At 60.7% G+C, this 15,336-nt stretch carries 16 protein-coding genes; 7 read left to right on the forward strand and 9 right to left on the reverse strand.

Annotated features, from left to right (window positions below; all coding sequences use genetic code 11):
• Window positions 1-93 precede the first annotated feature (93 nt).
• The gene (locus OCL88_RS07150) at window positions 94-882 is read left to right on the forward strand and encodes a GntR family transcriptional regulator (protein WP_166184375.1); all 789 of its coding nucleotides are present in this window, start codon (window positions 94-96) and stop codon (window positions 880-882) included.
• An 86-nt stretch (window positions 883-968) separates the two neighbouring features.
• Here the strand turns inward: OCL88_RS07150 and OCL88_RS07155 are convergent, their stop codons facing one another.
• The 4 genes from OCL88_RS07155 to OCL88_RS07170 form a co-directional block, all read right to left on the reverse strand.
• Window positions 969-2,642 (reverse strand): cytochrome b, encoded by a 1,674-nt coding sequence (locus OCL88_RS07155; RefSeq protein ID WP_021470544.1) that lies wholly within the window; start codon window positions 2,640-2,642, stop codon window positions 969-971.
• On the reverse strand, window positions 2,620-3,690 hold the full coding sequence (locus OCL88_RS07160; RefSeq protein ID WP_021470543.1) for a ubiquinol-cytochrome c reductase iron-sulfur subunit: 1,071 nt from the start codon (window positions 3,688-3,690) through the stop codon (window positions 2,620-2,622). The genes OCL88_RS07155 and OCL88_RS07160 overlap by 23 nt, the downstream gene beginning before the upstream one ends.
• Before the next feature lie 98 nt (window positions 3,691-3,788).
• Window positions 3,789-4,577 carry a c-type cytochrome gene (locus OCL88_RS07165; protein WP_264962039.1) on the reverse strand — a complete coding sequence of 263 codons (789 nt, stop codon included), beginning with the start codon at window positions 4,575-4,577 and terminating at the stop codon, window positions 3,789-3,791.
• An 87-nt stretch (window positions 4,578-4,664) separates the two neighbouring features.
• Complete coding sequence (locus OCL88_RS07170) at window positions 4,665-5,303, reverse strand: heme-copper oxidase subunit III (protein ID WP_079941267.1); 639 nt, start codon at window positions 5,301-5,303, stop codon at window positions 4,665-4,667.
• Window positions 5,304-5,451: 148 nt separating this feature from the next.
• Here OCL88_RS07170 and trpD point away from each other — a divergent pair, with 148 nt between their 5' ends.
• Window positions 5,452-6,516 (forward strand): anthranilate phosphoribosyltransferase, encoded by a 1,065-nt coding sequence (trpD, locus tag OCL88_RS07175; RefSeq protein WP_264962040.1) that lies wholly within the window; start codon window positions 5,452-5,454, stop codon window positions 6,514-6,516.
• A gap of 6 nt (window positions 6,517-6,522) precedes the next feature.
• Here trpD and OCL88_RS07180 read toward each other — a convergent pair whose 3' ends face one another.
• Window positions 6,523-6,801, reverse strand: coding sequence for an Lrp/AsnC family transcriptional regulator (locus OCL88_RS07180; protein WP_018777675.1), 279 nt, complete (start codon window positions 6,799-6,801; stop codon window positions 6,523-6,525).
• A 71-nt stretch (window positions 6,802-6,872) separates the two neighbouring features.
• Window positions 6,873-7,262: a DUF3054 domain-containing protein gene (locus OCL88_RS07185; protein WP_021470539.1), complete on the reverse strand. Its 390-nt coding sequence runs from the start codon at window positions 7,260-7,262 to the stop codon at window positions 6,873-6,875.
• A 216-nt stretch (window positions 7,263-7,478) separates the two neighbouring features.
• On the opposite strand from OCL88_RS07185, the gene OCL88_RS07190 reads away from it, so the two are divergent.
• Window positions 7,479-7,904, forward strand: a complete 426-nt coding sequence (locus OCL88_RS07190; protein ID WP_264962041.1) for a VOC family protein — start codon at window positions 7,479-7,481, stop codon at window positions 7,902-7,904.
• A 7-nt stretch (window positions 7,905-7,911) separates the two neighbouring features.
• Here OCL88_RS07190 and OCL88_RS07195 read toward each other — a convergent pair whose 3' ends face one another.
• Window positions 7,912-8,742 (reverse strand): hypothetical protein, encoded by an 831-nt coding sequence (locus tag OCL88_RS07195; protein ID WP_264962042.1) that lies wholly within the window; start codon window positions 8,740-8,742, stop codon window positions 7,912-7,914.
• 200 nt (window positions 8,743-8,942) lie between these two features.
• Between OCL88_RS07195 and OCL88_RS07200 the strand changes: the two genes are divergently transcribed.
• Window positions 8,943-9,266, forward strand: a complete 324-nt coding sequence (locus OCL88_RS07200; RefSeq protein ID WP_264962043.1) for a hypothetical protein — start codon at window positions 8,943-8,945, stop codon at window positions 9,264-9,266.
• Window positions 9,267-9,338: 72 nt separating this feature from the next.
• Here the strand turns inward: OCL88_RS07200 and OCL88_RS07205 are convergent, their stop codons facing one another.
• Window positions 9,339-9,536 carry a hypothetical protein gene (locus OCL88_RS07205; protein WP_264962044.1) on the reverse strand — a complete coding sequence of 66 codons (198 nt, stop codon included), beginning with the start codon at window positions 9,534-9,536 and terminating at the stop codon, window positions 9,339-9,341.
• Between the two features lie 479 nt (window positions 9,537-10,015).
• Here OCL88_RS07205 and OCL88_RS07210 point away from each other — a divergent pair, with 479 nt between their 5' ends.
• The 3 genes from OCL88_RS07210 to OCL88_RS07220 all read left to right on the forward strand — a co-directional run bounded on the left by OCL88_RS07210 (window position 10,016) and on the right by OCL88_RS07220 (window position 12,660).
• The gene (locus tag OCL88_RS07210; RefSeq protein WP_264962045.1) at window positions 10,016-10,612 is read left to right on the forward strand and encodes an RNA polymerase sigma factor; all 597 of its coding nucleotides are present in this window, start codon (window positions 10,016-10,018) and stop codon (window positions 10,610-10,612) included.
• Window positions 10,609-11,349: a peptidase M56 family protein gene (locus OCL88_RS07215; RefSeq protein ID WP_264962046.1), complete on the forward strand. Its 741-nt coding sequence runs from the start codon at window positions 10,609-10,611 to the stop codon at window positions 11,347-11,349. Before OCL88_RS07210 ends, OCL88_RS07215 begins: the two co-directional genes overlap by 4 nt.
• 333 nt (window positions 11,350-11,682) lie before the next feature.
• Window positions 11,683-12,660, forward strand: a complete 978-nt coding sequence (locus tag OCL88_RS07220) for an aldo/keto reductase (protein WP_166184359.1) — start codon at window positions 11,683-11,685, stop codon at window positions 12,658-12,660.
• 71 nt (window positions 12,661-12,731) lie between these two features.
• On the opposite strand, the gene OCL88_RS07225 is transcribed toward OCL88_RS07220, so the two are convergent.
• Window positions 12,732-15,125 carry an excinuclease ABC subunit UvrA gene (locus OCL88_RS07225; RefSeq protein ID WP_264962047.1) on the reverse strand — a complete coding sequence of 798 codons (2,394 nt, stop codon included), beginning with the start codon at window positions 15,123-15,125 and terminating at the stop codon, window positions 12,732-12,734.
• Window positions 15,126-15,336 lie beyond the last annotated feature (211 nt).

Below are 15,336 nucleotides of genomic sequence, written 5' to 3' on the forward strand. Positions count from 1 at the left end.
GTCCCCCGCCCATTCCTATAGCCGTAGTGGTCTAGACCGTGCTGCCGTTGATCTACCCTTGTTCTATGAGCCAAACAAACTTGGGGACGGGACATGCCTGAGGCGGCCAAAATCGTCGGTGAAATAGACCGGACCAGCAGTACGCCCATCTACATCCAGCTGAGGGAGATCCTCAGGGCCTTCATCGGAGAGTCGTGTCCTCCCGGTTCGTCGCTTCCTTCCGAGCGGGATCTGTCTCTCAGGTTTGGCCTGGCTCGAATGACTGTGCGGCAGGCCATCGATGCGCTGGTCGGCGAGGAAGTGCTGGAGCGGGTGGTTGGCCTTGGCACCTTCGTCAAGAAGCCCAAGCTGGACCTGCAGGTGAAGCTCACCTCGTACAGCGAGGAAATGCAGCGCCGTGGCATGGTGCCGGCAGCCAAGGTTCTGAGTTTCGAACAGATTGGCGCCAGTGCCTTCCTGGCGAGGGAGCTCCAGTTGGACGAAGGAACGCCCCTTGTGCGCTTTCGGCGCTTGCTTCTTGCTGACAACGAGCCCATGAGCGTGGATGAGAACTTCATACCCGCCCACCGTGTGCCTGGCCTCCTTGACGAGGCACCACCAACGTCGCTCTACAACGTTCTCAGCGAGCGGTACGGGCTCGTTATGGAGTGGGGCGAGGACATGATCGAGGCCACCGCTGCGTCACCGTCGACTGCCAGGCTGCTCAATGTCGACGTCGGTGCGCCGCTCCTCAAAATCCAGCGCCACGCGTTTGTGGCACGGGCCATGGTGGACTACTCCGTGTCCTATTACCGGGCCGACCGGTACAAGCTCTGGGTACCATTGCAGCGCCCCGGCGTGCGTCCAACCAGGAATTACTCTTCCGGGTATCGCGTCCAATAACGCCTCGGATGCTGATGAGGCCGAGCATGCAAAAAGCGGGCCCGATCCATTGGATCGGGCCCGCTTTTACTGTCTTTGAACCTTGACTAGTGGCTCAGGCTCTTCTGGTCTTCGCCTGCTTCGATGGCCTCGTGGTGGCCATGTGCGTGGGCCGCCTCGAGCTCGGCCGGAGTCGCCGGGGCAACGCGGTCCTCGAAGAACCACTTGGAAAGAGCCGCGCGGCGCTTTTCCTTGCGGGTTACCACACCGTGCTCGTTGGGCTGAGCCGGAATCGGTGCAGGGGACTCGAAGCCAACGAGCTTGTAGCGCTTGTATTCGTCGAGAGGTGCATGCACTTCGATGAACTCGCCGTGGGGGAGTCGCACGATACGTCCGGTCTCGCGGCCGTGGAGTGCGATTTCGCGATCCTTGCGCTGCAGAGCCAAGGCAATGCGCTTCGTCACGATGAACGCGATGACCGGTCCGATGAAGAACAGGGCACGCAGCCAGTAGGTGACATCGTTCAGCGAGACGTGGAAGTGGGTGGCGATGAGGTCGGAGCCTGCAGCAGCCCACATCACGCAGTACCAGGTGAAGCCTGCTACGCCGATTGCGGTACGGGTCGGGGCGTTCCGGGGGCGGTCGAGTACGTGGTGCTCACGATCGTCCTTGGTGATCCAACGTTCGATCCACGGGTACATGAACAGAACGGTGAAGATGATACCGGCCGGTACCAGGGCCGGCAGCAGGACGTTCAGCGTCAGCGTGTGGCCGAAGATGACGTACTCGAAGTGGAAGTCATTGATGACACCCGGCATAAGTCGGAGTGCGCCGTCAACAAATCCGATGTACCAGTCAGGCTGGGTACCGGCAGACACCGGTGAAGGGTCGTAGGGACCGTAGTTCCAGATCGGGTTGATAGTGAACGCGGCTGCCATCAGGGCAACGACACCGAAGACGATGAAGAAGAATCCACCGGCCTTGGCAGCGTAGACCGGACCAAGGGGATAGCCGACGACGTTGCCGTCATTACGGCCGGGGCCGGGGTACTGCGTGTGCTTGTGAACAACAACCATGAAGAGGTGGATGACGATCATCAGGAGGATGAGCGCAGGCACCAGCAGGATGTGGAGCACGTAAAGACGGCCGATGATTGCCGTGCCCGGGAACTCTCCACCGAAAAGGAAGAAGGAGATGTACGTTCCGATGACCGGGATGGACTTGATGACGCCGTCGATGATGCGGAGGCCGTTGCCGGAGAGGAGATCATCGGGGAGGGAGTAGCCGGTGAAGCCTGCTGCCATCGCAAGGATCAACAGGACACCGCCCACAACCCAGTTCATTTCACGCGGCTTGCGGAAAGCGCCCGTGAAGAAAACGCGCAGCATGTGTACACCCAGGGACGCCACGAAAAGGAGGGCAGCCCAGTGGTGCACCTGGCGCATGAACAAACCACCGCGGACATCGAATGAGATGTTCAGGGAGGAGTTGTATGCGACGGACATTTCGACGTTGTACAGCGGCGTGTAGGAACCCTGGTAGTGGGTCTCAGCCATGGAGGGGTCGAAGAAGAAAGTCAGGAACGTTCCGGAAAGCAGCAGGATGACGAAGGAGTACAGCGCCACCTCACCGAACATGAATGACCAGTGGTCCGGAAAGACCTTGCGGCCAAATTCACGCAGGATGCCGGAGCCGCCTACACGCTGGTCAACAAAGTCAGTAAAGCGTCCTACCTTGGTCTTCGCTACGAAGGGGGCTTCAGCTGTTGATGAGGCGCTCATGCTCGTCACGCTCCCAGTAACTCGGTCCTACAGGTTCTTTGAAGTCGCTGGTGGCGACGAGGTAGCCCTCTGCGTCAACTGCGATCGGCAGCTGGGGAAGCGGACGGCTTGCCGGTCCAAAGATGACCTTGCATTCCTGCGTGAGGTCGAATGTGGACTGGTGGCACGGGCACAGAAGGTGGTGCGTCTGCTGCTCGTAGAGAGCAACGGGGCAACCAACGTGGGTGCAGATCTTGGAGTAGGCAACGATTCCGTTGTAACCCCAGTTTTCACGGCCCGGTGACGGGTTGAGCGAGTTCGGATCGAGGCGCATCAGGAGGACGACGGCCTTGGCCTTCTCGTTCAGCTTGCCCTCGTGGAGTTCGTTCAGGCCTTCCGGAATCACGTGGAACGCGGAACCGATGGTGACATCCGATGCCTTGATCGGGGTTCCGTCGGGGTCGCGGGTCAGTCGCTTGAGCTTGCCGCCCTCGGGGGCCCACATGGTGTGTGCGAGCTTGTCGTCGGGGCGGGGACCCAGGTCGCCGAAGATGGCCAGGGCCGGCAGGGGAGCAAGGGCCACAGCACCCAGGAGGGTGTTGCGGATCAGCGGGCGGCGCTTGATTCCGGTTTCCTCGACGATGTCGTCGACGATCCGGACCGCGGCCTGGCGGTCATCCTCGGTCCGAATTGCGTGGCGCTCTTCCGAGACTTCGTGATCGGGCATCAGGGCTTTGGCCCAGTGCACGATGCCGGTGCCGATGCCCAGCATTGCAAAGGCCGTTCCCAGACCCAGAAGCAGGTTCTGCGTACGAATCGTTGCGATGCTCGTGTCATCGCCCAGATCGATGGCGAAGTACGCCACCAGGAAGACCAGCGTTCCGATGACGGAAATGCCAAACAGAATGGCTACCTGACGCTCGGCGCGCTTCGCGGCTACCGGGTCCGTGTCAGCCAGGCGCAAACGATGCGGAGGAAGACCAGGATCCTGGAACTTCTCCACCTCATTCTGACCAGCCGTAGCTACGGTGCCCGAGTGGTTCGGACTGCCGTCACTATGGTTGCCCATAATTCGCCTCATCCTTCTCTCGTTGTCTCGGTCTGAGCCGAGTTAATTTTCAGTTCCAAACTGCTGACCGTGCAGCAGAAGTTTTATGTCCGTGAGGACTAGGACGTGCGGGACGTCAGCCAGATGGTGAAGGCGATGATGACGCCCAGGCCGGCAACCCATACGAACAGGCCTTCAGCTACGGGGCCCAGGGAGCCAAGCTCCGCGCCACCCGGGGAGCCGTTGGCTTCGATCGTCTTCAGGAAGGTGATGATGTCGCGCTTGTCTTGGGGGGTGACGTTGGAGTCGTTGAACACGGGCATGTTCTGCGGACCCGTGGCCATTGCCTCGTAGATGTGCTTGCCTGTGACATCGGCAAGACCGGGAGCGAACTTGCCGCGGGTCAGCGCGCCGCCTGCTGCTGCTGCGTTGTGGCACATTGCACAGTTGACGCGGAAGAGTTCGCCACCCTTGGCTGCGTCACCCTTTTCATCCAGGAGGTGCTCCTCCGGAATGGCCGGGCCTGCGCCGAGCGATGCGACATAGGCGGAGAGCTGCTTGGTCTGCTCGTCATTGAACTGAACGGGCTTCTTCTGAGCCTGCGGGCCATTCATCTGCATGGGCATACGGCCGGTGCCAACCTGGAAGTCAACTGCTGCAGCGCCCACGCCGACCAGCGAGGGGCCGTCCTGGGTTCCGCTTGCACCCATGCCGTGGCAGGTGGCGCAGTTGGCAGCAAAGAGTTTGCCGCCTTCTTCTACGTCACTGGCGCTGAAGCTCGTGGTGTCGGCCTTGGCCTGGTTGACGGATGTGGCAATGGCGTAAAGCCCACCAGTGAGGAGGAGGCCCATCAACAGCAGCGCAATGGCTGCCAGTGGGTGACGTCGCTTCTGCGAGAGTGCCTTCACGTGGTGGTTCCTTTATTCGATCCTGCGTCGGCTCCGTGAGCCGCTTCTTGAAATTCTGCCTCTTGTAGAAAAAGAGTCAAAGCCGGGCTACTTGAGGACGTAGATGACCAGGAAGAGGCCGATCCACACAACGTCAACGAAGTGCCAGTAGTAAGAGGTGACGATCGCCGACGTCGCTTCGAAGTGTCCGAACTTCTTGGCGGCGAAAGCGCGGCCAATGATGAAGAGGAAGGCGATGAGGCCGCCGATGACGTGGAGGCCGTGGAAGCCGGTGGTCATGTAGAAGGCGGAGCCGTAAGCGTTGGACGACAAGGAAACGTGCTCGGAGACGAGCATTGCGTACTCGGTCGTCTGGCCGGCAACGAAGAAGGCGCCCATGACGAATGTGAGGATGAACCATTCGCTCATGCCCCAGCGGGTGAACTGCAGTGGTCCACCCGTCCGGCGGGGTTCGAGCCGCTCGGCAGCAAACACACCCATCTGGCAAGTAAAGGAACTTGCCACAAGGACGATGGTGTTGACGAGCGCAAACGGGAAGTTGAGCTTGGCCGTCTCCTCCGCCCACATCAGTCCAGACGTGGAGCGCAGAGTGAAGTACATGGCAAAGAGGCCGGCGAAGAACATCAACTCACTGGACAGCCAAACTACGGTTCCTACAGAAACCAAGTTGGGGCGGTTCAGCGTCGGGTGCGCCGGGGTACTGGGGGCATGGGTCGCAGATGTCACAAGGACATTATGTCTGTAAAAGTCCAGACTTCCCAATGCAAACCACCGAATCGGGAGACTTTTTCTACAAAGACGCGAAATCGCGCGGAAAAGTTCCCGGCCTCGTTCACATTGGTCATCGGCGTGGCTCGGTCGATAGCATCAGTGGGTGACTTCTCCGGCATCGGCACCTGTAGCCAGCAACACCTGGCCAGGGCTCATCTCTGCACTGATCAACGGCGACGACCTGGCTGCGGATAACACCGAGTGGGCAATGAACACGATCATGGCCGGCGATGCGACGCCAGCGCAGATTGCAGGCTTCCTGGTGGCCCTGCGCGCCAAGGGCGAAACCGTGGAAGAACTGGCCGGGCTTGTGGAGGCCATGATCCGCAATGCCAACCCCATCGAGATTTCGGGGGAGAAGCTGGACATCGTCGGTACGGGTGGCGACCGCCTGAATACCGTCAATATCTCCACGATGGCCGCCCTCGTTGCTGCCGGGGCGGGCGCGAAGGTAGTAAAGCACGGTAACCGTGCTGCGTCATCGACGTCGGGTTCAGCCGATGTCCTGGAAGCCCTTGGCGTGCGTCTGGACCTCCCGATCGAACGGGTGGCCCGCAACGCTGAGGAAGCCGGAATCACGTTTTGCTTCGCGCAGGTATTTCATCCATCCTTCCGGCACACGGCTGTGCCCCGCCGTGAGCTCGCAGTGCCCACCGCCTTCAATTTCCTGGGTCCCATGACCAACCCGGCGCATGTGCAGGCCTCGGCCGTGGGGGTCGCAAATGCCAGGATGGCACCTCTGGTGGCGGGTGTCCTGGCTCGCCGCGGCAGCCGCGGGCTCGTGTTCCGTGGTGACGATGGCCTGGACGAACTCACTCCCACGGGGCCTTCCACCGTCTGGGAGATCCGTGGGGGAGAAGTGCATGAACAAGTGTTTTCACCCGCGGATCTTGGCGTAGCTGCATCCACAGTGGCCGACCTGCGGGGCGGAGACGCTGCGGCCAACGCAGTTGTCGTCCGGGAGATACTCAACGGAAAGACCGGTCCAATCCGGGATGCCGTGCTGTTGAACGCTGCTGCAGGGTTGGTTGCTGCTGACCTTACGGCCGAGGGCCCTTTGGTGGATCGCATGCGGACAGCCTTCGAGCGCGCAGCCGAATCGGTGGATTCCGGCAAAGCTGCGGCAGTTCTTTCCAAGTGGACTTCACTCAGTCAAGATCAGGCCTAGGGCCGGCTATTCGAACCCCAGGGCAAACGCGGCGTCGAGGTCGTGCTGGGAGTAGGCCCGGAATGCGATGTGCGTGGTGGTGTGGACCACTGAAGGGACTTTCGACAACCGGTCGGCGATGACATCGGCCAGGTCCTCGTGTTTGCTCACGCGTGCGACTGCGATCAGGTCCCATTCGCCTGTGACCGAGTAGACCTCGCTGATGCCTTGGATCGCCGAAATCTGTTCGGCTGTCTCCGGAATGCGTGAAGCGTCGGTCTTGATCAGGACAAAGGCGGTGATCACGTGAAGCCCTTCCGGAAGTCGTCAGTGCGGACGCAAACAAGCCTAGTGCATGTGCTGTGCCAAATGGCCGATCAGGCTGGTCGACGGCCGCGGGCGTAGAGGCGTACTGCGATGCCGACCACCAGGCGGAATCCGAGCAGCAGGGCGGCCAGTGCGGCAAACGCGACAATGAAGAACGGCAGCACCACCACTTGCCCGGTAAGGGCTCTCAGCAACATGCCTACAAGCAGGGCTCCGGCCCAGATGACAATTCCCGACGGCCAGAGCGCAAACGGTTTTCGCCATGCGCGCCCGGCCAACCATCCCGCCGCGGCTCCCACCAGGAAGGGCCAGGCAGTCAAGAAGACCCCGGTGATGATATCCCCACGGCTGTGGGCGTCGCGTCCGATTGCGGCGAAAGCAAGGATGAGCAGCAAGTCGCCGGCGGCAGCGGGAATCCAAGATCTTTTTGGGGAGGGCATGACTCCGACAATATCCGGGGACGACGCAATGGGTGAAGCCGGTGAAGCGAAAGTCCTGTGGATCTTTGTCCGCGGGGACGACCGTCTTGACCCTGCAACGGGCGCCGAAAGGCTTACCACGGCGCCTGGGAAATCAGGGGACAGGCCGTTGGTAGCGCTGTTACCATATCCGCACGGTGACGCGCGCACCATCCACAACCTGAGGAGTATTCACCCATGACTTCCCGCCTCAACCCTTACCTTTCCTTTCGCGACAATGCCCGCGATGCGATTACTTTCTATGAGTCCGTTTTTGGGGGAGAGCTGAACATCAGCACGTTTGGCGACTATCAGGCCAGCCAGGATCCCGAGGAAGCAGACAAGGTGATGCACGCCATGCTGGTGTCACCCCAAGGCCTTACTTTGATGGCGTCAGATACGCCCAACGGCATGGAGTACAACCCCGGCAACAATATTTCGGTTTCGCTCAGCGGCGACTCCGCGGACGAAGCGGAACTTCGGGGCTACTGGGACAAACTCGTCGACGGCGGTACGGTCACCATGCCGCTTGAAAGCGCGCCGTGGGGTGACACCTTCGGGATGTGCGTGGACAAGTTCGGGATCGCCTGGCTGGTAAACATCGCCGGCGTGCAACAGCAATAACTGCTGTTCAGCGGACGCCGTCTCCGGTCGCAACCGGAAGTACCAGCATGTATCCCGTTGGCAGTGCGCTGCTCCACCTCCTTGGTTCGCGCACTACGAACTGCCTGGCCAATTCATCGGGGCTCTGGAGTGTATTGGGGGCCGGAGACGGCCCCCATTGGCCGCTGCCGTAGGGATACAAAGGATCCAGGACGTTAACTCCGGTCACCTCGAAGCGGGGGTGGATTCGGGGGTCGCCAACTGATTGGAAGCCGCTCATGACCCATGCGTGCCGTCCGCTCCACATCACAAGTCCAACGGGACGGCCGGTTGCTGCCAAGGCGTTGGCCGCGGTACGAAGTGCCTCGTTGTAGTCGGCGATGCTGACCACCTCGTAAGGGCCCACGCCAACCTCATTCAGTACCTGGGCCCACCCAAGGGGGTTGGCACCGTTGAAGGCGTTGGAGGAGCGTGCACGCGCCATGTCCCACAGCTCGTTCTGCTGCTCGCGACCTGCCCACGTGCCCGAACTGTTGGGTCGGGTAAGGTTGTACGCCATTTGGATGCTCGCTGCGACGCACCAGTCGAACGTGTACTGCGGGACGAAGTCACCTTCCTCGTAGAGGTTCAACACGAAGGGTTGGGGAGCTGGTGCCGGTGCTTCCGGAGCGGGCGGTTGCGGGGGAGGAGCGGTGGGAACTGCAGTAGCAGAAGCTTCCGGGGACGTTCCCGCTGCCGAAGTCGCCGGCGCGGCAACCACGCTGGGGGAGGAGTCTTGAATTCCAACGCCAGGGGTGCAGCCAGCCAAGAGGGTCGCGGCGATCGCGATCCGTACAACGTGGACTGGGGCGCGGGTCATTACTGCATAATTTTAGTCCCGACGGCGCGTGGAAAGTATGGCCGTCCGTCCCGTAGGAGCGGCGCACGTCCTGGAAAGCAGCGGGGGAGCGCAAACCGAACCCCTTGTGGAGAGGGTCCTGCATGCGTAGCGTGGGCCTATAGGCTCCTTCGCCGATGCAGCCCGGCGTTACATGCCTTGTTTACCCATTGGAGGCCATCATGGCCACTGACAATTTCGCACGCTTCCTCCAGGAATGCCTGGTCGTGGAAGAAGATACTGAAGAGGGCTTGGACCTCGATACCCTTTATGGCCTATACATCAGTTGGTGTCGGCTGGAAAACCTGGAACGGATACCTGAACGGGCCTTTGGGTCAATGCTCCGCAGGCACCATCTGCACTGGGGTCGATACGAGGGAAACTGGGTTCTGGTTGGCCTGAGGATGGTGGGGCCGGCGGCGCGTGACTACGTGCTTTCCGGCTCGGCTCCCATGCGTTCCATCGGAGCCCCTGAATTCCTGGAGGTTCCGAACGCCGTCGCCTGACAAAGGTGCGACAAAGAGCAAAAACAGGTGTGGCCCGATCTTTTCAGATCGGGCCACACCTGTTTTTCGTTATCAGACGGGTAGTGCGTCCGGCTTATCCGCGACGGAATCATCAGTTGTGAGGTCGATCTTGAGTGGATTTTCCGGGGTCGCAAGCGTGGCGGTAGGATCCAGCATCGTGATTCCCGGGTAGAAGCGGACGCTTCCGCGGTTGTCGTCATGCTCCAGGCCGTAGTGCCTGAGCGCCGTCACGAATGCGCCATTGTCCATCGGCTGGTGTCCGTTTGTGAGACTCCAACTCACGTACAGGCCGTAAAGGGCTGTAAGGTCCAGGCCGTCATCCGTCGAAGTCTTGACAGTGCTGTGCGTTAGGAAATCGTGTATGGAAGTGTCGTTCATTGCAGAGGCCTCCGGCCATAGCTATAGAATCGCCGGTCTGCAAGGGCGAACTGCTCACTATTCCAGTGCCGGGGTTGCATGTCAAAGACCGTGGTGCCGGTGAGTCGCCTGGGGGAGTCCTTTGGCGGTAAGGCCCATTAGTGCGTCCCTGCGGAGGAAGTAGGAGCGAGGATGCCAACCTATGGAACATTGGCAGCCCGAATATCCGGGCAGCCTCATCTGATGGAGAAGCTGGAACGAACTCGGATGTCCCGAATCACACCCTGGGAACCGTGAGTTCGTGATCAAGGGATACCCGAAAAAGGTTCCCCAATCTGTAACTATCCGGGATGTCCCGGACAATACAGGGCATGAAGAACGTTCAGCTGGGGGACGACATCCTCTGGGCGCAGAGCCGGAGGGGCGACGCTGAGGCGTTTGGTCTGTTGTACGACCGACACCGTGATCGCGTCTTTCGGCACGCCTACCGTCTGGCTGGTGGGCGTCAAGACGCCGAAGACACCACGGCGTCCGCTTTCCTGGAGTTATGGCGTCGCAGGGAGAACGCGAAACTGATTGACGGCTCGATCCTGCCGTGGCTCTTGGTGACCACGACTAACACAGCCAGGAACCTTCAGCGGGCGAAAGCCCGCCACCGGAGGTTACTGACGGCGCTTCCACGCCGTAGTGAGTTCGACGCGGAACTGGACCCGGCCCATTCGAGCCTCGAATCTTCAATGAACGAGGAAGTAGCCCAGGCGCTTGGTGTCTTGAAGCCAGCGGACCTCAGGCTGGTCAGTCTTGTTGTCTTTGAAGAAATGCCACTGCCAGCGGCAGCCGAAGCGCTTGGCATTTCACATGGGGCCGCCAGGGTACGTATGCACCGGGCTCGCCAGAAACTGAAAGCGGCGCTGCCGCGCTCAGTCCAACATTCGTATTCACCAGCGCTGAAAGGAGATCCGTCATGAACGATGTCCTCATTGATCCGCAGTTCGACCGGGCGCTCCGGCAAGTACTCCTTGATCAGGTTCGCAACAGCCCGCAACGGGAGCCTCGCAAGCGCCGACGTCTGCTGCTGGCCGGTGCTCTTGCCGGAGCAGGAATGCTGGGCGGCGTGGGCGTAGCGACCGCAGGGTTTCTCACGCTGCCAGGGGTGCCGACAACCACTGTCCTAACTTCCGCATCGACTGCTGTCTACCAGGGCACGGCAACAGTTGACCTAGGACAGGCACCCGCCGGTACGACGGGCATTGAAGTGGAACTTACCTGCTTCACCAAAGGCAGGTTCGTTTTCCCCGATGGTGCCAGCGTCTCTTGCTCGACGGTTGATCCGGGAACCCCTGGTGCCTGGCCAAAATACATCGTCCCCTTCGACCCCGCAGTGCAAGGTATGACCATCACCACCGATCCCGGAAACAGATGGCAGATCAGCGCCAGGTACATCGCCCAGGCGCCTACCGAGTGGAAGATCAATGCGAAGGGCGAAACCTACGGCGTTGAGGTAGTAGGCCGCGGAACCCCGGACCTGCTCGCCGTCATCGCCACCAACGGGGCCAAGGGCTACGTGTACTCGAGTCAGATGAAGGAAACCGATCCGGCAAGTCCGGAAGAGGCTGCCAAGAACTTGCCCAAGCCGCAACGGGAAATCCCGGTTTACCTCAGTGACGGCACGACGCAGGTCGGCGTGTTCATGGGACCGGGGTGATGTCTGGCTCTGCCAGCCAGATTTACGGATGCCCAGAGTGAGAAACCCGTTCCATGTGCAAACCATGTACGCAATGGGCGGAGGAGGGGCGATCGCGCATCAGATGCGATAATCCTCGTTCTACTTTACATAATGTAGATTATCGGCGTTTGAACAGGGTGGGCAGAAGGGGTCCGAGAGATATAGCAAACACCCGGGCCTGCGTTCCCGGGTTTGCAGGGATCCTCGGGTTGAATGGGAGCAGCGTGGTCCCGCACCGCGAGGCTCGGACTTGCCGGATGCAACGGCCACCAACGTCCCACGAACCGGCATTCAACCAGAGGTGAACGTCATTTGAAGTACAGGAAAATTGGCACCAGCGGACTCGAAGTCTCCGCCGTGACCCTCGGCTGCATGAGCTACGGCGATGCTGACCGTGGCAACCATGGGTGGACGTTGCCGGAAGAAGAAAGCCGCAGCTTCATCAAAAATGCCCTTGAGCTCGGCATCACGACCTTCGACACGGCCAACATCTATTCGATTGGCAGCAGTGAAGAAATCCTGGGTCGGGCACTGAAAGACTTCGCCAAACGCGAGGAAGTCGTCGTTGCCACCAAGGTCCATGGAACCATGCGTCCCGGCCCGAACGGCGGCGGACTGTCCCGCGGGCACATCATGGAGCAGATCGATGCCAGCCTGAGACGGCTCGGCACCGATTATGTGGACCTCTACCAAATTCACCGGTTCGATCCGGCCGTGCCAATTGAAGAAACCCTTGAGGCCTTGCACGATGTAGTGAAATCGGGCAAAGCGCGCTATATCGGAGCCTCGTCAATGTGGGCGTGGCAGTTTGCCAAGCTCCAGTACACGGCCAAGCTCAACGGGTGGACGCAGTTCATCTCCATGCAGTCCCAGTACAACTTATTGACCCGCGAAGACGAACGCGAACTGCACCCGTTCTGTGTGGACCAAGGCGTTGGACTGCTTCCGTGGAGCCCACTTGCGCGCGGGAAGCTTGCGCGCCCTTGGGATGTCGGCAGCGAACGCATCAAGTCGGATCCGCTTGCCCAGGTCCTCTACCAGCAGTTTGAGTCGGAGGATCGCAAGATAGCCGACCAGGTAGGTGCCATCGCCGAGGAACGTGGGGCGAGCCGCTCCCAGGTTGCGTTGGCGTGGCTCCTGCATCGTCCGGGGGTCTCCTCCCCCATCATAGGTGCCACCAAGCCGAACCATCTCGAGGATGCTGTTCGCGGAGTCGATCTTGAACTGAGCGATGACGAAATGCGCAGGCTGGAAGAGAATTACGTGCCTCACGCCGTCGAAGGATTCTAGCCGGCCCGGGGCCCGAATATCCTGATTCGGGTCCCCGGCGCAACCAACGGCATCCCATGGTGGTGCCGTTGTCAGGCCCCTACGTAGGCTGCGAGGTGTTTGCCCGTCAGCGTATCCTTGCCCGACACCAGCTCAGCCGGCGTGCCGGCGAAAACTATGCGTCCGCCGTCGTGCCCTGCCCCGGGGCCCAAGTCGATGATCCAGTCCGCATGGGCCATGACTGCCTGGTGGTGCTCGATGACGATGACCGACTTGCCGGAATCCACCAACCGGTCCAGCATGCCCAGAAGGTTCTGGACGTCGGCCAGGTGCAGGCCTGTGGTGGGCTCGTCCAGGATGTAGATCTCGCCCTTCTCGGCCATCTGGGTGGCCAGCTTCAGCCGCTGGCGTTCGCCGCCGGAGAGCGTTGTCAGAGGCTGGCCCAGCGTGAGGTAACCAAGCCCGACGTCGGCCAGCCGATCGAGGATCTTATGCGCAGCAGGCGTACGTGCATCGCCTTCGGAGAAAAACTTCTCCGCCTGCTCGACAGACATTGCAAGCACTTCTGCAATATTGCGGCCGCCCAGCGTGAACTCCAGAACCGATGCCAGGAAGCGTTTGCCTTCGCACTCTTCGCACGTGGATTCCACCGTCGCCATGACGCCGAGGTCGGTGTAGATGACGCCCGCACCGTTGCAGGTGGGGCAGGCGCCTTCCGAATTGGAACTGAACAAAGCTGGTTTCACGCCGTTGGCTTTGGCGAAAGCTTTTCGGATCGGTTCCAGCAGCCCTGTGTAGGTTGCGGGGTTGCTGCGCCGCGAACCGCGGATGGCGCCCTGGTCGATAACAATCACGCCGTCACGCTTGGCCACTGAACCGTGGATCAGTGAACTCTTGCCGGAACCGGCAACGCCTGTGAGGACGCACAGGACGCCCAAAGGAATATCGACGTCGACGTTCTGCAGGTTATTCGTCGATGCTCCCCGGACCTCAAGCTGGCCGGTAGCTGACCGGAGATCCGCCTTAATGGACGCGCGGTCGTCGAGATGGCGCCCCGTGATGGTGTCACTCCCCCGCAGGCCGGCCAGATCGCCCTCGAAGCACACCATGCCTCCGCCGGTTCCGGCGCCGGGACCGAGGTCCACCACATGGTCAGCGATCGCAATGGTTTCAGGTTTGTGCTCAACCACCAGGACCGTGTTGCCCTTGTCCCGCAACTGGAGCAACAGCTGATTCATTCGCTCAATGTCGTGCGGATGCAGTCCAATGGTTGGTTCGTCAAAGACGTACGTGACATCGGTCAATGATGAACCGAGGTGCCTGATCATTTTGGTCCGTTGGGCTTCTCCCCCGGACAATGTGCCGGCCGGCCGGTCAAGGGACAGGTAGCCAAGACCGATCCCGGTGAAAGAATCCATCAGATGCTGCAGCCCTTTCAGCAGGGGCGCCACGGACGGCTCTTCAAGCCCGCGGATCCACTGGGCCAGGTCGCTGATCTGCATTTTGCAGACATCGGCAATACTTTTGCCCTGGATCTTGGACGAACGTGCCTCCGCGCTGAGGCGCGTCCCTTCACATTCGGGGCAGGTAGTGAAGGTAATAGCCCGTTCAACGAAGGCGCGGACATGCGGTTGCAGCGCATCGACGTCCTTGGACAGCATCGACTTCTGGATCTTGGGGATGAGTCCTTCATATGTGAGGTTGATGCCCTCTACCTTCACTTTGGTGGGCTCGCGGTAAAGGAGGTCGTGCAGCTCCTTCTTGGTGAACTTGGCGATCGGCTTGTCCATGTTGAAGTAGCCGGTTCCGCTGAAGATGCGCCCGTACCAGCCGTCCATGCTGTAGCCGGGGACCGTAAGGGCGCCTTCGCTGAGCGACTTTGTTGCGTCATAGAGTGCCGTCAGGTCGAAGTCGCTGACCGAGCCCATGCCTTCGCAGCGGGAGCACATGCCGCCCAATCGGTTGAACGTAGCCTTTTCGGTTTTGGTCTTGCCCTCCCCGCGGTCCACAGTGATGGCCCCGCTGGCTTTCACTGTGGGGACATTGAACGAGTACGCATTGGGCGATCCAATGTGCGGCTCGCCCAGGCGGCTGAACAGGATTCGAAGCATGGCATTGGCATCGGTGGCCGTCCCCACTGTGGACCTGGGATTGGATCCCATCCGCTCCTGGTCGACGATGATCGCCGTCGTCAGCCCTTCCAGGACATCCACGTCCGGACGCGACAGGGAAGGCATGAACCCTTGCACGAAGGCGCTGTAGGTCTCATTGATCATGCGCTGCGATTCGGCCGCAATAGTGCCGAACACGAGCGAACTCTTGCCGGACCCCGAAACTCCCGTGAAGACCGTCAGCCGTCGCTTTGGGATCTCCAGGCTGATGTCCTTCAGGTTGTTTTCCCGCGCACCTTGCACCCGGATGAGGTCGTGGGTGTCAGCGACGTGCGGCGTTTGCGGTTCCGTGTACGTGCCCGCGGCTATGCTCATGGTTTCTCCATCTGTAGGCGGCGCTGCCCAACAGTCCCCCGTCGGCGTCACCTGTCCCCGTGCCGGACGGCCCTGGCGGCTACGTCCGATTCTCGTTCGTTGGCGCCGTAGCGGCAACGATAGTTCCAGAGTAATGGGCCGCGGTGGAGCTGCCCATGAAGGAGCAGGCGGAGATGCGCCATTGTCTTCCCGACGATCCTCGCTAAGAATG

The sequence above is a fragment of the Paenarthrobacter sp. PAE-2 genome, assembly GCF_026013155.1.
Lineage (GTDB): Bacteria > Actinomycetota > Actinomycetes > Actinomycetales > Micrococcaceae > Arthrobacter > Arthrobacter ureafaciens.